Origin of the sequence: Mesorhizobium sp. AR10 (assembly GCF_024746795.1) — a bacterium.
Classification (GTDB): domain Bacteria; phylum Pseudomonadota; class Alphaproteobacteria; order Rhizobiales; family Rhizobiaceae; genus Mesorhizobium.
Window position 1 is genome coordinate 3282098 of the sequence record NZ_CP080524.1, and the last position, 20184, is coordinate 3302281.

The 20184-nt window shown below is 62.8% G+C and carries 19 protein-coding genes; 15 read left to right on the forward strand and 4 right to left on the reverse strand.

Going from position 1 to position 20184, the window contains the following annotated elements:
* Positions 1-127: 127 nt before the first annotated feature.
* From LHFGNBLO_RS19340 to LHFGNBLO_RS19390, 11 genes are all read left to right on the forward strand, one after another.
* Positions 128-1054, forward strand: a complete 927-nt coding sequence (locus LHFGNBLO_RS19340; protein WP_258600825.1) for a D-alanine--D-alanine ligase — start codon at positions 128-130, stop codon at positions 1052-1054.
* Positions 1042-1980, forward strand: a complete 939-nt coding sequence (locus LHFGNBLO_RS19345; RefSeq protein WP_258600826.1) for a cell division protein FtsQ/DivIB — start codon at positions 1042-1044, stop codon at positions 1978-1980. Before LHFGNBLO_RS19340 ends, LHFGNBLO_RS19345 begins: the two co-directional genes overlap by 13 nt.
* Positions 1977-3284 carry a cell division protein FtsA gene (gene ftsA / locus LHFGNBLO_RS19350; protein WP_258600827.1) on the forward strand — a complete coding sequence of 436 codons (1308 nt, stop codon included), beginning with the start codon at positions 1977-1979 and terminating at the stop codon, positions 3282-3284. The genes LHFGNBLO_RS19345 and ftsA overlap by 4 nt, the downstream gene beginning before the upstream one ends.
* 70 nt (positions 3285-3354) lie before the next feature.
* The gene (gene ftsZ, locus LHFGNBLO_RS19355; RefSeq protein WP_258600828.1) at positions 3355-4998 is read left to right on the forward strand and encodes a cell division protein FtsZ; all 1644 of its coding nucleotides are present in this window, start codon (positions 3355-3357) and stop codon (positions 4996-4998) included.
* 287 nt (positions 4999-5285) lie between these two features.
* Complete coding sequence (gene lpxC, locus LHFGNBLO_RS19360) at positions 5286-6224, forward strand: UDP-3-O-acyl-N-acetylglucosamine deacetylase (RefSeq protein ID WP_258600829.1); 939 nt, start codon at positions 5286-5288, stop codon at positions 6222-6224.
* Between the two features lie 218 nt (positions 6225-6442).
* The gene (locus LHFGNBLO_RS19365) at positions 6443-7312 is read left to right on the forward strand and encodes an outer membrane protein assembly factor BamD (protein WP_258600830.1); all 870 of its coding nucleotides are present in this window, start codon (positions 6443-6445) and stop codon (positions 7310-7312) included.
* A 13-nt stretch (positions 7313-7325) separates the two neighbouring features.
* Positions 7326-8999, forward strand: coding sequence for a DNA repair protein RecN (recN, locus tag LHFGNBLO_RS19370; RefSeq protein ID WP_258600831.1), 1674 nt, complete (start codon positions 7326-7328; stop codon positions 8997-8999).
* A gap of 159 nt (positions 9000-9158) precedes the next feature.
* Positions 9159-11363, forward strand: a complete 2205-nt coding sequence (gene ligA, locus LHFGNBLO_RS19375; protein ID WP_258600832.1) for an NAD-dependent DNA ligase LigA — start codon at positions 9159-9161, stop codon at positions 11361-11363.
* Entirely contained in the window at positions 11360-12034 is a 675-nt protein-coding gene (locus LHFGNBLO_RS19380) for a DUF2461 domain-containing protein (protein ID WP_258600834.1), read from the forward strand. The genes ligA and LHFGNBLO_RS19380 overlap by 4 nt, the downstream gene beginning before the upstream one ends.
* A gap of 114 nt (positions 12035-12148) precedes the next feature.
* Positions 12149-12877 (forward strand): AzlC family ABC transporter permease, encoded by a 729-nt coding sequence (locus LHFGNBLO_RS19385; protein ID WP_258600836.1) that lies wholly within the window; start codon positions 12149-12151, stop codon positions 12875-12877.
* Positions 12874-13170 (forward strand): AzlD family protein, encoded by a 297-nt coding sequence (locus LHFGNBLO_RS19390; protein WP_258600837.1) that lies wholly within the window; start codon positions 12874-12876, stop codon positions 13168-13170. The genes LHFGNBLO_RS19385 and LHFGNBLO_RS19390 overlap by 4 nt, the downstream gene beginning before the upstream one ends.
* A gap of 183 nt (positions 13171-13353) precedes the next feature.
* Here the strand turns inward: LHFGNBLO_RS19390 and LHFGNBLO_RS19395 are convergent, their stop codons facing one another.
* From LHFGNBLO_RS19395 to LHFGNBLO_RS19405, 3 genes are all read right to left on the reverse strand, one after another.
* Complete coding sequence (locus tag LHFGNBLO_RS19395) at positions 13354-15198, reverse strand: aminopeptidase P family protein (protein ID WP_258600838.1); 1845 nt, start codon at positions 15196-15198, stop codon at positions 13354-13356.
* Positions 15199-15370: 172 nt separating this feature from the next.
* A complete protein-coding gene (locus LHFGNBLO_RS19400) occupies positions 15371-16243 on the reverse strand; it encodes a 50S ribosomal protein L11 methyltransferase (RefSeq protein ID WP_258600839.1) in 873 nt (290 codons plus the stop codon).
* Between the two features lie 10 nt (positions 16244-16253).
* Positions 16254-16832 carry an SCO family protein gene (locus tag LHFGNBLO_RS19405; RefSeq protein WP_258600840.1) on the reverse strand — a complete coding sequence of 193 codons (579 nt, stop codon included), beginning with the start codon at positions 16830-16832 and terminating at the stop codon, positions 16254-16256.
* Between the two features lie 199 nt (positions 16833-17031).
* Here LHFGNBLO_RS19405 and LHFGNBLO_RS19410 point away from each other — a divergent pair, with 199 nt between their 5' ends.
* The 3 genes from LHFGNBLO_RS19410 to LHFGNBLO_RS19420 all read left to right on the forward strand — a co-directional run bounded on the left by LHFGNBLO_RS19410 (position 17032) and on the right by LHFGNBLO_RS19420 (position 18791).
* On the forward strand, positions 17032-17520 hold the full coding sequence (locus LHFGNBLO_RS19410; RefSeq protein WP_258600841.1) for a CreA family protein: 489 nt from the start codon (positions 17032-17034) through the stop codon (positions 17518-17520).
* Between the two features lie 69 nt (positions 17521-17589).
* The gene (locus LHFGNBLO_RS19415; protein ID WP_258600843.1) at positions 17590-18231 is read left to right on the forward strand and encodes a DapH/DapD/GlmU-related protein; all 642 of its coding nucleotides are present in this window, start codon (positions 17590-17592) and stop codon (positions 18229-18231) included.
* A gap of 131 nt (positions 18232-18362) precedes the next feature.
* Positions 18363-18791, forward strand: a complete 429-nt coding sequence (locus LHFGNBLO_RS19420) for a low affinity iron permease family protein (RefSeq protein ID WP_258600844.1) — start codon at positions 18363-18365, stop codon at positions 18789-18791.
* 9 nt (positions 18792-18800) lie between these two features.
* Here the strand turns inward: LHFGNBLO_RS19420 and LHFGNBLO_RS19425 are convergent, their stop codons facing one another.
* Positions 18801-19667: an SDR family NAD(P)-dependent oxidoreductase gene (locus LHFGNBLO_RS19425; protein WP_258600845.1), complete on the reverse strand. Its 867-nt coding sequence runs from the start codon at positions 19665-19667 to the stop codon at positions 18801-18803.
* A 133-nt stretch (positions 19668-19800) separates the two neighbouring features.
* Here LHFGNBLO_RS19425 and LHFGNBLO_RS19430 point away from each other — a divergent pair, with 133 nt between their 5' ends.
* On the forward strand, positions 19801-20082 hold the full coding sequence (locus LHFGNBLO_RS19430) for a hypothetical protein (protein ID WP_258600846.1): 282 nt from the start codon (positions 19801-19803) through the stop codon (positions 20080-20082).
* Positions 20083-20184: the final 102 nt, after the last annotated feature.

Genomic DNA, 20184 nt, shown 5'->3' on the forward strand with positions numbered 1-20184 from the left:
TCCTGATTTGAGTCGTTTCGACGCGTCACCCGCGTTTTCCGTCTGGGGGGGGCAACCTACCGGAAGACTCGGACTCAATGTTGCGGAAATAGTGGTCGCAGCCCGCCGTGAGAGGGGATGACGGGAAATGAAAAGTAAGCATGTGGCCGTCTTGCTGGGCGGGTTTTCGTCCGAGCGGCCCGTGTCCCTGTCCTCGGGGAAGGCTTGTGCCGATGCGCTTGAGAGCGAAGGCTACCAGATCACCCGCGTCGATGTTTCGCGCGACGTCGGATCTGTGCTTGCCGAACTCAAGCCTGATGTTGCCTTCAATGCGCTGCACGGCCCTTTCGGCGAGGATGGCACCATTCAGGGCATCCTCGAATATCTCGCCATTCCCTACACCCATTCCGGCGTGCTCGCTTCGGCGCTCGCCATGAACAAGGAACAGGCCAAGAAGATCGCCAAGCTTGCCGGCGTTCCGATTGCGGAATCGAAGGTGACCAACCGCTTTGCCATCCAGAGCAAGCACCCGATGAAACCGCCCTACGTGGTCAAGCCGGTCAACGAGGGTTCGAGCTTCGGTGTCGTCATCGTCCATGAAGGTCAGTCGCATCCGCCGCAGGTCATCGGCTCCTCCGAGTGGAAATATGGCGACACCGTCATGGTGGAGCGCTACGTCCACGGGCGGGAACTGACCTGCGCGGTGATGGGCGATGTGGCGCTCGGCGTTTGCGAAATCATCCCGACCGGTCATTCCTTCTACGACTATGATTCAAAATACGTCGCGGGCGGATCAAAACACGAATGCCCCGCAAAAATTTCACCGAATATTTACCAAAAAATACAGACACTGGCGCTCAAGGCTCACCTAGCTATCGGCTGCCGGGGCGTTTCCCGGTCGGACTTCCGTTATGACGATCGTCACTCCGAGAACGGCGAGGTTGTCTGGCTCGAGGTCAACACCCAGCCGGGCATGACGCCGACGTCTTTGGTGCCTGAAATCGCCGCGCAAGCGGGACATTCGTTCGGCGATTTGTTGAGTTGGATGGTGGAGGACGCTTCGTGTCTGCGTTGAAATGGGGACAGGGCAAGAAGGGCGCGGCCGGGCCGACGCTGTTCGGCGTGCCGTTGTCGTTTGACCATTTCGTGCTGCCGCGCCTGCTTCGCCGGCCGGTGCGCGTGCTGGCGCGCCTTGGCGAGGGCGACTTCACTACGCCACCCTTTTCCGCGGCAATCCTCTCGGCCGTGCTTATCGCCTCAGGCAGCGCCTATGGGGCCTATCTTGGCGGGCATGTCGACGGCATCGTCCAGGGTGTCACTGCGCGCACCGGTTTTGCAGTCGACCAGATCAAGGTGGTCGGCAACCGCGAAACGTCCGAGATCGACATTCTTGACAGGCTGCAGCTTGACGGCTGGACATCGCTGATCGGTTTCGATGCCGAAGCCGCGCGCGAGCGGATTGGTACGCTGCCCTGGGTCGAGGTTGCGGCGGTGCGCAAAGTCTATCCGCATACGCTGGAGGTCCGCATCGAGGAGCGCGTTCCGTTCGCGCTCTGGCAGCAAGGCACCGAGCTTTCCGTCATCGAGCGGTCCGGCGCCGTCATCGCGCCGTTTTCGGGCGGCAAGCAGGCGTTGCTGCCGCTGATCATCGGTACCGGGGCGCCGGCGAAAGCGCCTGATTTCCTGACCAAGATCAAGAAATATCCGGAGCTGGCTGCGCGGGTCAAAGGCTACATCAGGATCGGTGAACGGCGTTGGGACCTGAAGCTGGAAAACGGCATCACGGTCAAGCTTCCCGAGGATGGCGAGGACCAGGCGATCGCCGACCTCGTCAGGATGGACCATGACAACGGGCTTCTGACGCGCGACATCGCCGCCGTCGACATGCGCCTCTCCGACCGCCTGGTCGTCGAATTGACGCCGGAAGCGGCGACGCAGCGCGAAGCAGCGCTCAATGAAAAGCCGCAGAGCCTGAAGCGCAAGCCGGAGACGAAGATATGAACTGGCTTGGCGGCAACAGCGATGCCTCGTCGCGCCGGTCAGGCACCCTGACGGTGCTGGATGTCGGTTCGAGCAAGGTTTGCTGCGTGGTGGCGAAGTTGAAGCCGCGCGAGGACGGCCAGCTGTTGCGCGGCCGCTCGCACCGCATCCAGGTGATCGGCATCGGCCACCAGAAATCGCAAGGCGTGAAATCGGGCGTCGTCATCGATCTCGATCGCGCCGAGCACGCCATCCGCCTTGCCGTCGACGCGGCCGAGCGCATGGCGGGGCTGACGGTCGATTCCCTCATCGTCAACATGACGGCCGGCCGGCTGAAGAGCGAAACCTTCTCCGCCACCATCAACCTTGGCGGCCACGAGGCCGACGAGGCCGACATCAAGCGTGTGCTCGCCGCCGGCGCCAAGCAGGCGCTCAGGGCCGAGCGCGAGGTGATCCATTCGCTTCCCACCGGCTTTTCGCTGGATGCCGAGCGCGGCGTGCGCGATCCGCGAGGCATGGTCGGCGACCAGCTCGGCGTCGATATGCATGTGCTGACCGGTGATGCGGCCCCCTTGCGCAATCTGGAGCTCTGCATCAACCGCTCGCATCTGTCGGTCGAGCGGATGGTGGCGACGCCCTATGCCAGTGGGCTCGCGGCACTGGTCGACGACGAGCTCGAAATGGGCGCGGCCTGCATCGACATGGGCGGCGGCACCACGACGATCTCGGTCTTCTCGGAAGGCAAATTCGTCCATGCCGACGCCATCGCCATCGGCGGCAATCATGTCACGCTGGACATGGCCAAGGGCCTGTCGACCTCGCTCGACGCCGCCGAAAGGCTGAAAGTGATGCACGGTTCGGCGCTGCCCGGCAGTGCCGACGACCGCGATCTGGTTTCGATCCAGCCGATCGGCGACGACGGCGACGTGCCGTTGCAGATACCGCGTTCGATGATGACGCGCATCATCCGCGCCCGCATCGACGAAACGCTCGAACTGTTGCGCGACCGGCTGAACAAGTCGGGTTACGGCAATGCCGTCGGCAAGCGCGTCGTTCTCACCGGTGGCGCCAGCCAGCTTGCCGGCCTGCCGGAGGCGGCGCGCCGCATTCTCGGACGCAATGTGCGCATCGGCCGCCCGCTCGGCGTGGCAGGCCTGCCGGAAGCGGCCAAGGGGCCGGCTTTCTCGACGCCGGTCGGGCTTCTGATCTATCCGCAGATGGCGAGCTTCGAGAGCCATCCGGCGAAAGGGATTTCCGGTCTCAGGATGACCGGAACGGGTGGAAAACTGCATCGAATGAGTCAGTGGTTGAGAGACAGTTTCTAAAATTGGACGGGGACAGCCCCATAGGCGGCCGCGGCGGCGAAGCGGCGGGAAAAGGCAAAGGACGGAGACAATGACCATCAATCTGCAAAAGCCGGACATCACCGAGCTGAAGCCGCGCATCACCGTGTTCGGTGTCGGCGGAGGCGGCGGCAATGCCGTCAACAACATGATCACCGCCGGTCTGCGCGGCGTCGAGTTCGTGGTGGCCAACACCGACGCGCAGGCGCTGACCATGTCGAAGGCCGATCGGCTGATCCAGCTCGGCGCGCATGTCACCGAGGGCCTGGGCGCCGGATCGCAGCCCGAGGTCGGCCGCGCGGCGGCCGAGGAATGCATCGATGAGATCATCGATCATCTCTCCAACACCCATATGTGCTTCGTCACCGCAGGGATGGGAGGCGGCACCGGCACAGGCGCTGCTCCAGTCGTTGCAAGGGCTGCCCGCGAAAAGGGTATCCTCACCGTCGGCGTCGTTACCAAGCCGTTCCATTTCGAAGGTCAGCGCCGCATGAAGACAGCGGACCTCGGCATCGAGGAACTGCAGAAATGCGTCGATACCCTCATTGTCATCCCCAACCAGAACCTGTTCCGGCTGGCCAATGACAAGACGACCTTTGCGGACGCCTTCGCCATGGCCGACCAGGTGCTTTACTCCGGTGTCGCCTGCATTACAGACCTGATGGTCAAGGAAGGCCTGATCAATCTCGACTTCGCCGACGTCCGCTCGGTCATGCGCGAGATGGGCAAGGCGATGATGGGCACGGGCGAAGCTTCGGGCGAGGGCCGCGCAATGGCCGCCGCCGAGGCCGCGATCGCCAACCCGCTGCTCGACGAAACCTCGATGAAGGGCGCCAAGGGCCTGCTGATCTCGATCACCGGTGGCCGCGACCTGACCCTGTTCGAGGTCGACGAAGCCGCAACCCGCATTCGCGAAGAGGTCGACCAGGACGCCAACATCATTCTCGGCGCCACGTTCGACGAGGATCTGGAAGGCGTGATCCGGGTCTCGGTGGTCGCCACCGGCATCGACAAATCGGCGGCTGAAATCGCCGCCGCGCCGATCTCCATCCGAGCTGCGCCGCAGAAGCCGGCCAATCGCCCGGCAGTGCCGGCCGCGGAAAACCGTCCGTCCGCTCAGCAGGCGATCTACGAACCACGCGCGGCCGATCCGGTTGCCGAGGCGATCCAGCTTGCCGAGGCCAATGCGGCGGCGATGGCCCAGGCTCGTCCGGCGCCGGTTGCCCAGGCAGACGACTTCCGCCCGCAGAGCAAGATCTTCCAGGCTCCACCCGCCCAGCCGCAAATGGTGCAGCAGCCCGTTCCGCAGCGTGAAATGCCGCAGCCGGTTGCCGCAGCACCCCAGCGCATGCCGCGGGTCGAGGATTTCCCGCCGGTGGTGAAGGCCGAAGTGGAAGCCAAGAGCCGTCCGGCCGACCATGAAAACAGCGGGCCGATGGGATTGCTCAAGCGCCTGACGAACGGCCTGACGCGGCGCGAAGAGGAGCCAGCCCGGCTGCAGCCGGCGCAGCCGCGCGAGCCGAAACTGCGCCAGGCGGCACCCGAAATGCGCCGCCTTGCCAACCAGGATCCGCAACTTTACGCGCCGCGCCGCGGCCAGCTGGACGATCAGGGCCGCCTGACGACGCAGACCCGGGCTGTCCAGGAAGACGATCAGCTGGAGATTCCGGCCTTCCTGCGCCGTCAGGCCAACTGACCTGTTAACGGTCCGTAATAATTGTTAACAGGCAAGCAAGAGATTGCTTGCCTGTTAATCTTAAAAATGATTGCAAAACAGGAGCTTGCCAGACCAAACGTGTTTCTGATCGCCGTTACAAAGGGTAAGAAACCGTGATTTGGAGACTGTCTGCCGGACCATTATCTTCGCCCGACCAAGTTCGGCGCGCTGGGATTCGGGGAGTTGGCCCTGCCTGCCGATTAAATCAAGAGCCGCGCCCTTGGGGCTAAAGCGGACGTAGGCAGTTTTGGGCTAAGGGGTTTGTTTTGCACGACTATCAGACGACACTAAAATCGCGTGCAACGCTGACGGGTACCGGCGTTCACAGCGGCAAACCCGTTACCGTTCATTTCCTGCCGGCAGATGCTGACACCGGTATCGTGTTCCAGCTTTCGAATGGAAGCGAGGGCGGCCGTGAGTTCCGCGCGCTCGTCTCCGAGGTCGGCGCCACTGATCTGTGCACCATGCTCGGCGATCCCTCGGGCGAACATATCGCCACAGTCGAGCATCTTATGGCCACGCTTTTCGGGCTTGCCATCGACAACATCGTCATCGAGATCGACGGCCACGAGGTTCCGATCCTCGACGGCAGTGCCATGGCTTTCGTGGAGGCCATAGACCAGGCAGGCATCGAAACGCTGCCGGTCAAGCGCCGCTATATCCGGGTGGTCAAGCCGGTTCGCATTGAGAACGGAGCATCCTGGGCGGAATTCAGGCCCTACAGCGGCACGCGTTTCGAGGTCGAGATCGATTTCGAAAGCCCTGCGATCGGCCGCCAGCTCTTCGCATCCGACATGAATCCCGACATTTTCCGCCGCGATATTGCGCGCGCCCGCACCTTCGGTTTCATGAAGGACGTCGAGCGGCTGTGGGCCGCCGGCTATGCGCTCGGCTCCTCGCTTGAAAACTCCCTGGTTATCGGCGACGACAACCGCGTCATCAACATGGGCGGTCTGCGCTATCCCAACGAGTTCGTCCGTCACAAGACGATGGATGCCATGGGCGACCTGGCGCTGGCCGGCGCCCGGTTCATCGGCTGCTTCCGTTCCTATCGCGGTGGCCACAGGCTGAACGCGGCGGCGTTGCGGCGTCTTCTGTCGGACCGGTCGGCGTTTGAGATCGTCGAGACAACACGCCGCGAGCGCGGCCGCACCGCCGAGATGAACGCTGTCAATGCGCCCGTCTTTGCGCCCTGGATGATCTGAATTTTAACGACTTTCGGACTCTTATTGAGGCCTATTGGTGTTGCATGAATGCATCACCGTTAGGTGAAATCGTATTGCTTGTGGGGTAACGCCAAACCGCCACAAAAATGTGCGATTGGCCGGAGATAGCGTTGCCGGGCAAGGCGGTTATGGTTTATGGCTGCTGCCCCAGACCCGAAATGACGACTGAAATGACGCCGAAAGGGCGGAATCCAATCATGTTTTTCAAGCGAGTTGGTCAATCGAAAGCGCCGCAGCGGGCTGTTTTCCTGGCGCTTTCGGTGGTTGTTCCATCGCTCTTCCTGTCGGCCTGCATGTCGTCCGAGAAGGATGTCGATCTGTCGACCTATGTCGATCAGACCGAACCGGCCGACGTTCTCTACAATCAGGGTCTCGCCAATCTGAACGCCGGGCGCCTGCAAGAGGCGAGCCGCAAGTTCGATGCGGTCGACCGCCAGCATCCCTATTCGGAATTCGCCCGCAAATCGATGGTGATGGGCGCCTTTGCGGACTATCGTCAGGGCAATTATGACGAGGCGATCGGCTCGGCCAAACGCTATCTCACACTTTATCCGTCAACCGATGACGCGGCCTATGCCCAGTACATCATCGGGTTGAGCTACTACAGGCAGATCAAGGACGTTACCCAGGATCAGAAGGAAGCGCGCCAGACCGTGCAGACGATGCAGGATCTGGTGACCCGCTGGCCGACGTCCGAATATGTCGATGACGCCAAGGAAAAGATCCGCTTCGCCACCGACCAGTTGGCCGGCAAGGAAATGCAGATCGGCCGCTACTATCTCGAGCGCCGCGAGTACATCGCCGCCGTAAAACGTTTCCGCAATGTGGTGGAAACCTATTCCAACACGCGCCATGTCGAGGAGGCGCTCGCGCGCCTGACCGAAAGCTACTACGCGATGGGCCTTACGACTGAAGCGCAGACCGCCGCGGCCGTACTCGGCACCAACTATCCGGACAGCCAGTGGTACAAGGATTCCTACAAGCTCCTGCAGAGCAATGGGCTTGAGCCGCGTGAGAATGCCGGGTCATGGATTTCCAAGGCCGGGAAGCTGATCACCGGCGCCTGACGCAGGCGTTGAGATGCTTTCCAGACTGTCGATCCGCGATATCGTCCTGATCGAAAAGCTGGACATCGATTTCTTGCCCGGCCTTTCGGTGCTGACTGGTGAAACCGGCGCCGGAAAATCTATTCTTCTGGATGCGCTGTCGTTGGCGTTAGGCGCTCGCGGCGACGCTTCGCTGGTGCGCCATGGCGCAGCACAAGGCCATGTCATCGCAGTGTTCGACGTGCCGCGCAACCATCCCGCCCGCACGCTGCTTGCCGAGAACGCCATCGAGGACGACGGCGACATCATCCTGCGCCGCGTGCAGACAGCGGATGGCCGTACGCGCGTCTTCGTCAACGACCAGCCATCCAGCGTCACGCTGATGCGCGATGTCGGCCGCGCGCTGGTCGAGATTCACGGCCAGCATGACGAGCGGGCGCTTGTCGATCCGGGCGCGCATCGCGAATTGCTGGACAGTTTCGGCGGTCATCTCGGCGCTGCGCGCGCGACCGGCGAGGCGTGGCGCTACTGGCGCGGCTGCGAGCAGGAATTTTCGCTCCACCGCGCCAAGGTGGAGGCGGCGGCGCGTGAAGCCGACTACCTGCGCGCTGCGGTCGCCGAATTGACCAAGCTCGACCCGCAGCCCGGCGAGGAGAGCGACCTTGCCGAATTGCGCGCGTCGATGATGCGTGTGGAAAAGATCGCGTCGGAAATCCACGATGCGCAGGACGTGCTTTCGGGCCCGTCTTCGCCATTGCCGCAACTGGCGAGCCTCTTGCGGCGGCTGCAGCGCAAGGTGAGCGAAGCGCCTGGCCTGCTCGACGACGTGGTCAAATCGCTCGACGAAGCGATGCTGTCGCTCGATGCGGCCCAATCGGGTGTCGAAGCCGCACTTCGCGCCACCGAATATGATCCGCAACGACTGGAGAAGGCGGAGGAGCGGTTGTTTTCGCTGCGCGCGGCTTCGCGCAAGCACAGCGTGGCGGTCGACGATCTGGCGCAATTGCGCGACACGATGGTCGCCGACCTTGCCGATCTCGACGCCGGCGAGGAGCGCCTGCACGGCTTGGAAAAGCAGGCCGCCGCCGCGCGCGAGGCCTACGACATTTCCGCCGCACAGCTGTCGTCGCTTCGCCATGCGGCAGCGGCCGGGCTGACCAAGGCTGTCATGGCCGAACTGCCGGCACTGAAGCTCGAACGGGCCGAGTTCATCGTCGAGATTACGAGCAAGACCGACAACCGCATGGAAGAAGGCATCGACCAGGTCGAGTTCTGGGTGCGCACCAATCCCGGCACAAGGCCTGGGCCGATGATGAAGGTTGCTTCCGGCGGCGAGCTTTCGCGCTTCCTGCTGGCGCTGAAGGTGGCGCTTGCCGACCGCGGCTCGGCGCCGACTTTGGTCTTCGATGAAATCGACACCGGCGTTGGCGGCGCGGTGGCCGACGCCATCGGTCAGCGGCTGGCGCGGCTGTCGAAGCGCGTGCAGGTGCTTTCGGTGACCCACGCGCCGCAAGTCGCGGCGCGCGCGACAACGCACTTCCTGATCTCCAAATCCGGCGGCACTGACAGGGTTGCAACCGGCATTGCCGAGATGGACCGGGCAGCGCGTCAGGAAGAGATCGCGCGCATGCTGGCCGGCGCGACTATTACCGATGAAGCGCGCGCGGCCGCGGAGCGACTGTTGCGCGAGAACATCGCTGTTTTGTAGGGGCTGATCCAGCCCTCGACAGAACCGGATGGAGACGCTGCCGAACAGAGTCAGCATATGGCTCCATCCCGCTGTTTCGGCGCGGTTTTGTCAGAATTCGGCTCCCGTCGATCCGAATCCTGATCTATTGTCCGGGCCAACAGCAGCCAGGTGCAAACCATGTCCGAAAAACCAGTCGATGCCCTGACCGAGAGCGAAGCCGCGGCCGAGCTGAAGCGATTGGCAAAGGAAATCGCCGGTCACGATCTGCGCTATCACGCAGAGGATGCGCCAACGATCTCGGATGCCGAATATGATGCGCTGAAGCGACGCAATCTCGCCATCGAGCAGCACTTCCCCGCACTCGAGCGCGAGGATTCGCCATCGCACAGGGTGGGCGCTCCACCGGCGGAAGGCTTTGCCAAGGTGCGTCATGCAGTGCCTATGCTCAGCCTCGCCAAGGCCTATACCGACCAGGACGTCACGGATTTCATCGAACGTGGCCGGCGATTTTTTGATCGCGACAAGGACCTCGACATCGCCTTCACGGCTGAGCCGAAGATCGACGGGCTGTCGGCTTCGCTGCGCTATGAAGGCGGCGTGTTCGTTCAGGGCGCAACGCGCGGCGATGGCGCCGTCGGCGAGGACATCACCGCCAACCTCCGTACAATCGCCGACATCCCCGCGAAGCTGAAAGGCTCGGGCTGGCCGGAAGTCATCGAGATCCGCGGCGAGGTCTATATGACCTATGCGGAATTCGAGGCGCTGAAGGAACGTTCTGCGGCGGCCGGCGGTCAGGACTACGTCAATCCGCGCAATACGGCGGCCGGGTCGCTGCGCCAGAAGGATGCATCCGTTACCGCCAGCCGCAACCTTAGATTCTTTGCCTATGCCTGGGGCTATACATCAGAGGATCCCGCTCCGACCCAATACGCTTCCGTGCAAAAATTCGCAGAGTGGGGGTTCAAGATCAGTCCGCTGATGGTGCGGGCAAAGTCGGTCGAGGAACTGGTCGCGCATTATCATCTGATCGAGGAGCAGCGCTCTTCGCTGGGCTACGATATCGACGGCGTCGTCTACAAGGTCGATCAGTTGGAATTGCAGCGCAGATGGGGTTTCGTCACCGGCGAACCACGCTGGGCCGTCGCCCATAAATTCCCGGCCGAACAGGCGATGACGACCGTGCAGAAAATCGACATCCAGGTCGGCCGCACCGGCACGCTGGCGCCCGTTGCACGGCTTGCGCCCGTCACGGTTGGCGGCGTCGTGGTGGAAAATGTGACGCTGCACAACGAGGACTACATCAAGGGCCTGGACAGCACAGGCCAACCGATCCGCGACGGCATTGATGTGCGCATCGGCGACACGGTCGTGATCCAACGGGCAGGGGACGTCATCCCGCAGATCGTCAGCGTCGTCATCGACAAGCGTCCGCCCGATGCCGCCCCTTACGAATTCCCGCACACCTGCCCGATCTGCGGCTCGCCGGCGACGCGCGAAATCAACGAGAAAACCGGCAAGGAAGACTCCCGCCGTCGCTGCACCGGCGAACTGATCTGCCCCGCGCAGGCGGTGGAAGGATTGCGCCACTTTGTGTCACGCGGTGCCATGGACATCGAAGGCCTGGGCGCCGAGAACATAGATATCTTCTTCAATTCGGGATTGATCAAAACAGCCGCCGATATCTTCACGCTCAGGGATCGCCGTCCCGCCGTCACCAAGGCGCTGGCCGAGCGGCGCGAGGAGCAGGCCAGGCAGCGTGAGGCCGCATCGGGCAAGACGCGCAAGAATGTACGCAGTGTCGAGGAACGCAACTACGAAGGCCTCGACAAGCTCTTCGCTGCCATCGATTCTCGCCGTGAACCCGAGCTCGATCGCTTCATCTTTGCGCTGGGCATCCGCCATATCGGCGAAACGACGGCCGCCGTGCTTGCCCGGACGTTCTCGACCATTGAAGAGTTGATCCGCGTCGGCAAGGAGACAGCGGCGGCGGACGATCCGCACACCGTTTTCCCATCGGTCAACGGCATTGGCGACACGGTGATTGATGCACTTCGCGATTTCTTCGGCAATGAACGCAACGACGACGTGATTGAAGCGCTGCTCACGCAGGTCAAGCCGAAACCATACATTGTGACCATCTCGGCCGACAGCGCAGTCGCGGGCAAGACAATCGTGTTCACGGGCACGCTGGAAAAGATGACGCGCCCAGAAGCGAAGGCAATGGCTGAGCGTCTCGGCGCGAAGGTCGCGGGATCGGTTTCTGCAAAGACGGATCTCGTCGTTGCCGGACCTGGTGCGGGGTCCAAACTCAAGCTCGCCAGCGAGCTCGGCATTGAGGTGATCGACGAGGATGCCTGGCTGGTGCGGATCGGCAAGGCATGACCGCATTCAACGGTTTCGGCCAAAAAGCCATTCCCTTCCTCAAGGCGCTCGATTTTCACCAGAGCCGGGAATGGTTTCTGGAAAACCGCGACCTCTTCGAACAGGAATTGCGCGACCCCTTTGGAGATCTGGTCGAGACGCTCACCGAGCGCTTCGCGGCCGAAGGGCTGGGCCTGCGCGGCGATCGCAAGAAATCGCTGTTCCGCATCAATCGCGACGTGCGTTTCGCCAAGGACAAGCGGCCCTACAACCGGCACCTGTCGGCAATACTCTCACCCGACGGCACCAAGATGGAACAGGGCGTGTTCTTCGTGCATATCGGGCTTGAGCGCTGCTTTGCCGGCATTGCCTGGTGGCAACCGGAGCCGGCGCTGCTGTTGGCGATGCGCAAGGCCATTTCCAACCGACCTGCCGAGTTCCGTGCCCTGATTGCGGCGCTGAAGAAAAACGGCCTCGACCTCGATACGGAAGACTGCATGAAACGCATGCCTCGCGGTTTCGAGCATGTCACCGAGGCCGATCTTGTTGCCGCAGTCCGCAACCGGCATTTCGCCGTCCGCCACGCGATCGACCCGGCGGGAATCCATACAGCGGCACTGGTCGATGAACTTGTCGATTTCACCCTGCGCGCCAAACCATTGCTCGACTGGGGCAGGGAGATCCAGGGCTAGCTGCCGGGGCTGGAGGCTGCGACGATCATTTCCGCTGATCGTTTGGCTCAAGCGAATTCGTGTGACAAGGCAGGCTACGCTTCCTACATACGCCGTTTCCCAAGGAGTGGGTTGATGTCGGTGGAAGCAATCCCCGGAAACAGCGCCAAAAGCGATTTCTGGAACGGTGTGCGGCTCAGCATGCCCGTGGTGGTGGCGTCGGCGCCGTTCGCGCTGCTGTTCGGGGCGATTGCCGTCGATAACGGCTTCTCGGTGCTTGAGGCCTTCCTGATGAGCGCCCTGGTCTTCGGCGGCGCCAGCCAGATGGTCGGCATCGAGCTGTTCGGGCAGCATGTCGCGCCATGGCTGATCGTGCTGTCGATCTTCGCCGTCAATTTCCGCCACGTGCTTTACTCCGCCGGCATCGGCCGGCGCATCGCACACTGGCCTGTGATCCAGCAGGCGCTGGGCTATTTCGTGCTCACCGATCCGCAGTTCGCGGTGGCCGAAGCCAAGGCTGAGGCGGGCGAAACGGTCGGCTTCGCCTGGTATATGGGGCTTGGCCTGCCGGTCTATGTGTTCTGGGTGGTCGAAAGCGCGCTTGGCGCGGTGTTCGGCAAGCTCATTCCCGACACGCATGCGCTGGGCATCGATTTCCTGCTGCCGATCTATTTTCTCGGTCTGGTGATGAGCTTTCGCAAACGGCCGCTGTGGCTGCCGGTGGTGGTTGCCAGTGCAGTTGCCTCCATCATCGCCTACAAGACGGTCGGTTCACCATGGCACGTCTCCATCGGTGCGCTCGCCGGCGTGTTGCTCGCTGTCATCCTGCCGCCCCACCATAGCGGTGTCGAGGCACGGCCATGAGCACGACTCTCTGGATCATCATCGCCGGTGCGATCGCGACCTATCTCACCCGTATCGGCGGTCATCTGGTCATCTCGCGCTTCGAAAACATCCATCCTCGGGTCGAGGCCGGGCTGAACGCCGTGCCGGCGGCAGTGCTGACCACGCTGGTGGCGCCGGCAGCCCTCAGCGCCGGACCGGCCGAATGGGCGGCACTGATCGTTGCCGGGCTGGTGTCGCTGCGCGGCGGGCTGATGGCCATGTTCCTGGTCGGTGCTGCGGTGCTGATCATTGCCCGGCAGTTCGTCGGGTAGGGCGTGTCGATATTCAGGTGATGACGGCCTGCTAACGGCGGTTTCCTGCGCTTCGGGTGCTCACGCACCAAAAGTACGCTCCGCTCCGGTTCTCGGAATCCACCCAGTTGGTGGCTTCGCGCCCGTCTTCGACTCCGGCGCGGCCTGACCTGAATCTCAACACACCCTCGAGCCTTCAGAAAATCAGATCTTGGCGTCGTGCGGCAGTGGTGCTGTCGCCTTCTCTAGCCAGGCCAGCGTCTCGCCGTCGAGCATTGGCCCGATCTCGGCCAGCACCCGTGCGTGGTACTGGTCGAGCCAATGCAGTTCGTCGCGCGTCAGGAGGTCGGTGCGCACCAGCCTGACGTCGATAGGCGCCAGCGTCAGCGTCTCGAAGCCATGCATGGCGATGTCGCCGCCCTCGACCGCTTCGGCCGGCGTCACCAGGACGAGATTCTCGATGCGGATGCCGTAGGAACCTTCCTTGTAATAGCCGGGCTCGTTGGAGAGGATCATGCCGGCGAGCAGCTTTTCGGTGCCGGTGCGGGCGATGCGCTGCGGCCCTTCGTGCACGGCCAGATAGGAGCCGACGCCATGGCCGGTGCCGTGGGCGAAGTCGCAGCCATGCCGCCACAGCGCCAGCCGCGCCACCGCGTCTATTTCAGAGCCGCGTGTGCCCTGGGGAAAGCGCAGCATGGAAATGCCGATCATGCCCTTCAGCACCAGCGTGAAGCGCTCGCGCATCTCCTCGGTCGGCTTGCCGATCGGCACGGTGCGGGTGATGTCGGTGGTGCCGTCCTGATACTGCCCGCCGGAATCAAGGAGGAACAATTCACCCTTCGCGAGCTTCCGGCTCGTGGCGCGGGAGACGCGGTAGTGCATGATGGCGCCGTTCGGCCCGGCGCCGGAGATGGTGTCGAAGGACACGTCGCGCAGCGGCATCTGCGTTTCGTCGCCAGTGGCACGGCGCGTTTCCTCCAGCCTGGTGACGACGGCGATCTCGTCGAGCTTGCCGGGTTTCTGACGGTCGAGCCAGCAGAGCAATTTGGCAACAGCCGCACCGTCGCGGCGATGCGCGGCGCGACTGCCATTGATCTCGGCCTGGTTCTTGGTCGCGCGCGGAATGCGGGCAGGGTCGGGCGCGGCAATGACGGCGCCGCCATTGTCCTCGATCAGCATTTTCAGCCTTTCCGCCGCCAGCACCGGGTCGAGCGCGATCTTCGCACCGCCCTTGGCAAGAGCTGCGACCGCCGCCTCGAATTCGCCGGGCTCATGCAATTCGGCGAGTTGAGTGAGATAGGCCGCGACGGTGCGCGAAAACTTGCGCTGATCCATGAAAAGCTGGTGCGAGCCATCGGCGGCGAGCACGGCGAAGCCGAGCGCCAGCGGTGTGTGCGGCACGTCGCCGCCGCGGATGTTGAAGGCCCAGGCAATGGAGGAGGGGTCGGTCAGCACGGCATGGGTGGCGCCATCCTTGGCGATCACTGCTGCCAGCCGCACCAGCTTGTCTTTGGCCAGTTCGCCGGCAAAGCCGATCGGATGAATCTCGACCAGCGCCTGCGGCAGCTCGGGCTGATCCTTCCAGATGATGTCGATCGGATTGCGTTCGAGCGGCACCAATGTTGCACCAGATTGTTCGGCCGAGGCTTTCAGCGACTTGACCTCGGCCAGCGTGTGCAGCCACGGGTCGAAACCCAGCCGCGCACCCTTGCCGAGATTGTCCTTGATCCAGGCGGCAGGCGGGTTGTCGACGAGGCTCTCGATCGAAAAGATGTCGAGATCGACCTCCTGGCGCACCTGCAGCGTGTAGCGCCCGTCGACAAACATGAAGGCGCGGTCGGCAAGCACGATGGCGGCGCCGGCCGAGCCGCTGAAGCCGGTCAGCCATTTCAGCCGTGCCGAGCGGTCGGCAACGTATTCGCCCTGGTGCTCGTCGGCGCGGGGTACGATGAAACCATCAAGCCCATTGGCCGTAAGCCATTGACGCAGCAGCGCGACGTGCGGCTTGCCGACGCTGGGATCGCCAGCGGAATCAAAGGTCTGGAACATGACGGCCTCTCCTCGGATACTGACCACGACCGTAGCGCATGGATCCAAAAATCGGAATCGATTTCCGGGGAACACAGTGCGCAAGGATCGGCTGGTTTTTGGTCCAGCAGCCGTCCTTTTTGAGGCATCTCGTTGTCCCAAAACCGCCAAGCACTTTTGGGCGACATCCGTTTCACCGCTTGAGATGGATCGTCACCCAGCCCTCGCGGTGCAAGGTCCTGACATGGCGGAACTGCTGGCCGACATAGGCCGAGACTACCGCGTCGCGCTGGCGGTCGAGGATGCCCGACAGGACGATCGAACCGCCCAGCGCGATATGCCTGGCCATTTGCGGCGCCAACCGCATCAGCGGCCGCGCCAGTATATTGGCGACGATGAGGTCGAAAGGCGCGCGCGCGGCAAAGATCGGGTGATGGAAGCCCGGCGCTGTCACCGTTTCCACCAGCGCCTTGACGTGGTTGAGGCGGGCGTTGGCGGCGGCGACCTTTATGGCGATCGGATCGATGTCGGTCGCCAGCACGGGGATATGGGCGAGCCTGGCCACTGCAATGGCCAGCACCGCGCTGCCGGTGCCAAGGTCGAGCGCGTTGCGCGGGTGCTCGCGCCGCACGACCTGTTCCAGCATTTCGAGGCAGCCGGCTGTGGTGCCGTGATGGCCGGTGCCAAAGGCGAGGCCGGCCTCGATCTCGATGGCGAGTTCGCCGCTGTGGCGCTTCCTGCGGTCATGCGCGCCGTGGACGAAGAAACGGCCGGCGCGCACCGGCTTCAGCCCCTCCAGCGAGCGCGCCACCCAGTCGATGTCGGGCAGCGATTCGCGTGCAATCGGCTTGGACACGGAAAGGCCGGCAAGGATGGCCTTCACCCGCCTCTCGACGGCGTCAACGTCGCCATCGGCGTAGAGCGACACTTCGTGGATGTCGCGATCCTCGTCGACCTCCAGCACGGCGATCGGCAGGCCGTCGTCCTCGAAGGCCGCGTCGAGCGCCCCGAAGATGCGGTCGGCCTCGATCTTGCCGGTGGTGAAATAGAGCCGCGTCTGGGTCATGAATTGGGTGTCAGCCTTCCGCCGCCAGCCGCTTCAACTTGGCAATGGCGGCTGCCGCGCTTTCGCCATAGGCAATGGTGCCGGAGAATTCGCCCTTGGCATTCAGCAGCAGCACCGAGGCGGTGTGGTCCATCGTGTAGTCGCCGTCGCCGGTATCGACCTTTTTCCAATAGATGCCAAAGGCCTTGGCCATGGCATGAACCTTGTCCGGATCGCCTGATATGCCGACGATGCGATCGGAGAAATTGCTGACATAGGTGTTCATGACATCGGGCGTGTCGCGCTCCGGATCGACCGAGACGAAATAGGCATGCAGGGTCTTGCCGTCGTCACCAAGGGTCTTCAGCCAGCCGGCCAGTTCGAACAGGGTTGTGGGGCAGACTTCCGGGCAGTGGGTGAAGCCGAAGAAGACGACGCTGGGATGGCCGCGAAGAGCCGCCTCAGTGATCGGGGCGCCCTTCTGGTCGACCAGCGTGAACGGTGCGCCGTACGGCTCGCCGCCATAGTGGCCGCGGTACCAGTCAAAGGTGAGCCAGCCGATGCCGGCCGCCATCAGGACAAGAATGCCGACCAGAATTGAACGCATCATCAGTGAATGTCCGTCGTGATTTTCATTGGGCGCCCAGCGCCATGCGGCTCCGGTCGACAAACACTCTTAACGGTTTGACCCCGCGCACGCAAAGACGTCGCGTTGCCGCAACCGGCATTCCCTTGGGAAGGCGATCTGCTTGCAAAGTGCGGCCGCTCGCCCCACCTGAGGTCGGCAAACTCGAACGCTGGAGGCTCTCTTGCGAAAACTGATCGGCGGCGCTTTGGCCGCATGCCTTGTCGTCGGCTCAGGCGCTGCTGTCGCCGAGGAAGTCGGCAAGGTCGGCGTCGACTGGCTCGGCAACGACATCATCGTCGAGGCGATCAAGGATCCGAAGGTCGAAGGCGTCACCTGCCATGTCTCCTATTTCGACCGTGGCGTGATCGACCGCCTGCAGAAAGGCAACTGGTTCGAAGATCCCTCCGATTCCTCGATCTCCTGCCGCCAGACCGGCCCGATCACCATCGGTGACATCGACATGAGCGAGGCCGGCGAGGAAGTGTTCAAGCAAGGCATCAGCCTGATCTGGAAGAAGCAGGTGGTGAACCGCATCTACGACAAGGCCAACGAGACGCTGATCTACCTGTCGCATTCGCGCCAGGTGCAGGATGGCTCGGCGAAAATGTCGGTCACCACCGTGCCGCTCTATGGCCAGAACGTGGTTTGGAGCAAAGGCAAACCGAAATAAGGCCTGGCAACAGCTGACGGACGATTGGTCCCGCTTGCGGGACCAATCGCTCGGGCGTAAAGCGCCCGCATGGACCGTCCAGAAAACCTTGTCCTGAAAGATCCCGAACCGCGTATCCATCCGACCGCGGAACTGAAGGCGTGCAAGCTCGGGCGCTATGTCTCGATCGGCGAGCGGGTCGTCCTGCGCGAAGTGACGGTCGGCGACTTCTCCTATTTCGAGCGCCATTCGGAAGCGATCTACACGACGATCGGAAAATTCTGTTCGATCGCCGCCAATAGCCGCATCAATGCGCTGGAGCATCCAATCGAACGGGTGACCCAGCACAAGGTCAGCTACCGGCCGAACGAATATTTTCGCTGGCTGGGGGTCGATGCGGCGTTCCGCGCGCGGCGGCAGGCCAAGGCCGTCACCATTGGCCACGATGTCTGGATCGGCCATGGCGCGGTTATCATGCCCGGTGTGACCATCGGCAATGGCGCGATCGTCGGCGCCAATGCAGTGGTGACGCGCGATGTGCCGGCCTATGCGATTGTCACCGGCGTGCCGGCGAAGCCGCTGCGCCGGCGTTTCGACGCGGACATCGCCACGCGAATCGAAATCCTCGCCTGGTGGGACTGGCCGCCGGAAAAACTGGCCAAGGCGGTCCCCGACATGCAGGCGATGCTGATCGAGGCTTTCCTCGATCGCTGGGAAAACGCCATTCCCTGATCTTACGCAGGCGCGTAGGCCGCGTTCACGAAATCCCTTGTTGCAGGGAACCCGGAGCCGCCGCGGTTGTTTCTCCCGGTGCGAGACGATCCCTTGGGATCATCTCGTGGCCGCCATTTGGGGATTTACCGATGTTCGAGAAGCTTTTTACCAGCATCGCCAACAAGGTCGCGCACCTTGCCGGCTTGCCGCTGACATTTGCCGCCTGTTGCCTGATTGTCGTGGTGTGGGCGGTCAGTGGGCCGGTTTTCGACTTTTCCGACACCTGGCAGCTGGTCATCAACACCGGCACGACGATCATCACCTTCCTGATGGTGTTTCTCATCCAGAACACTCAGAACCGTGACGGCGCTGCGATCCAGGCCAAGCTCGACGAACTGATCCGGGTCAGCGAAGGCCACAATCATTTCATCGGCATCGAGCACCTGACCGAAACCGAAGTCGAGGAGATCCGCGACAAATGCGAACGGGCTGCGAAGCGGCATGACCAGAAAATAGCCGACATGGCCGCCAAGAAGGCCGTGGCGCAGAAGCGCAGCTCGAAAAAGCAAGCGGCGTGAGCGCGAAGCTCAGCCGTCCATGAAGGCCGCGAAATCGTCCTTGTGGTCTGGATGCCAGCGCGACAGAGCAGGGCGATTCTCGATGATGTCGCCGATCGCCCAGGCCATGCGTTTTTCGTCCACCGGCCGTGTCGCCTCGTTGTCCGGGCACAGGATGTAGAAGTCGCCACGCAGCAGCGAAGCCAGCATGAAGTCGATGACCTGCTCGCCGGTCCAGGCGCCGGCCGGCTTTTCGGTCGCGCCTTCGGTCAGGCCGGTATAGGTGAAGCCCGGAATGAGCAGGTGGGCGGAGACCTTCGCGCCCGGCTCGTTGCGCAGGGCGTGTGCCAGGCCCTCGGTGAAGGTCTTCACGCCGGCCTTGGAGACGTTGTAGGCGAGGTTGCCGGGCGGCGTGGTGATGCCTTGCTTGGAACCGGTGTTGATGATCAGGCTGGGCTTGCCGGAAGCCAGCATGCGCGGTGCGAAAACCTGGACGCCATGCACGACGCCCCAGAAATTGATATCCATGAGCCGTCTCCAGGCAACGCGGTTTTCCCACGGCTTACCCGGATTGTTGCCCACGCCGGCATTGTTCATCAGCACCGAAACCGCGCCAAAGGCAGCGTAGGCGGCATCCGCCAGCTGGTCCAAATCGTCGATATAGGAAACGTTTGCGGCGATGGCACGAACGGCATCGTCGCCGCCGATCGCGGCGAGCGCCTGGCGGGCCTGGTCGAGGCGCGCGCCGCCGATGTCGGCAATTACGGTTTTCATGCCCATTGCCGCGAACCGCTTGGCTGCGGCGAGACCGATGCCGCTGGCGCCGCCGGTGATGACGGCGACGTTGCCGGAGGCAAGGGCAGGCAAGGCGGTCTGGATATCGGTGTCGGTGGTCATGATTTCTTCCTTGTTTTGGGTTGCGCCGAACTTAGCGTGGGATGCAGCTCAGGCAAGCCTCTCGCGGCGTCTTCGGGTTTGACCGCACCGGCAAGCGCTGCGCATGCTGCCGGCACAAAGGGAGAGTTGCCGATTGACCGACTGGATCGAGATCCTGAAAGAACAGACCGCCACCGGCGACCAGATGGGGCGCGAGGTTCCGCAAATGCTTGCCAATCCCGACATCAGCGAAGCGCAGGTGAAGACGCTGTTCTCGGCGCTGGAAAAGCAGGCGGAGTTCGTCGAGAAACTGCGCATGGCGCTGGAAAAATTCGGCCATGTTTTTTCGATCATCAAGGCGGCCGAGCGGCTCGAGGAGCGCTATGCCGATCTTGCCGCGTCCGTAGCGGAAAAGCTGAAAGCGATGCGAAAGTAGAGACGCCTACTTTTCGATCAACCTCTCGAACCTGGTATCCGGCACGAGCCAGGCCAAGGCGGCCACGACGCCGTCGGTGAATGCCTCGATCCTGCCTTTGTT

Coding starts and splice junctions, on each gene's coding strand:
- LHFGNBLO_RS19425 (WP_258600845.1), bottom strand. CDS start 19,667: ATGACCACCGACACCGATATCCAGACCGCCTTGCCTGCCCTTGCCTCC.
- recN (WP_258600831.1), top strand. CDS start 7,326: ATGCTTTCCAGACTGTCGATCCGCGATATCGTCCTGATCGAAAAGCTG.
- LHFGNBLO_RS19405 (WP_258600840.1), bottom strand. CDS start 16,832: ATGATGCGTTCAATTCTGGTCGGCATTCTTGTCCTGATGGCGGCCGGC.
- LHFGNBLO_RS19415 (WP_258600843.1), top strand. CDS start 17,590: ATGGACCGTCCAGAAAACCTTGTCCTGAAAGATCCCGAACCGCGTATC.
- LHFGNBLO_RS19395 (WP_258600838.1), bottom strand. CDS start 15,198: ATGTTCCAGACCTTTGATTCCGCTGGCGATCCCAGCGTCGGCAAGCCG.
- ftsA (WP_258600827.1), top strand. CDS start 1,977: ATGAACTGGCTTGGCGGCAACAGCGATGCCTCGTCGCGCCGGTCAGGC.
- LHFGNBLO_RS19365 (WP_258600830.1), top strand. CDS start 6,443: ATGTTTTTCAAGCGAGTTGGTCAATCGAAAGCGCCGCAGCGGGCTGTT.
- LHFGNBLO_RS19420 (WP_258600844.1), top strand. CDS start 18,363: ATGTTCGAGAAGCTTTTTACCAGCATCGCCAACAAGGTCGCGCACCTT.
- ftsZ (WP_258600828.1), top strand. CDS start 3,355: ATGACCATCAATCTGCAAAAGCCGGACATCACCGAGCTGAAGCCGCGC.
- LHFGNBLO_RS19385 (WP_258600836.1), top strand. CDS start 12,149: ATGTCGGTGGAAGCAATCCCCGGAAACAGCGCCAAAAGCGATTTCTGG.
- LHFGNBLO_RS19340 (WP_258600825.1), top strand. CDS start 128: ATGAAAAGTAAGCATGTGGCCGTCTTGCTGGGCGGGTTTTCGTCCGAG.
- LHFGNBLO_RS19390 (WP_258600837.1), top strand. CDS start 12,874: ATGAGCACGACTCTCTGGATCATCATCGCCGGTGCGATCGCGACCTAT.
- ligA (WP_258600832.1), top strand. CDS start 9,159: ATGTCCGAAAAACCAGTCGATGCCCTGACCGAGAGCGAAGCCGCGGCC.
- LHFGNBLO_RS19380 (WP_258600834.1), top strand. CDS start 11,360: ATGACCGCATTCAACGGTTTCGGCCAAAAAGCCATTCCCTTCCTCAAG.
- LHFGNBLO_RS19400 (WP_258600839.1), bottom strand. CDS start 16,243: ATGACCCAGACGCGGCTCTATTTCACCACCGGCAAGATCGAGGCCGAC.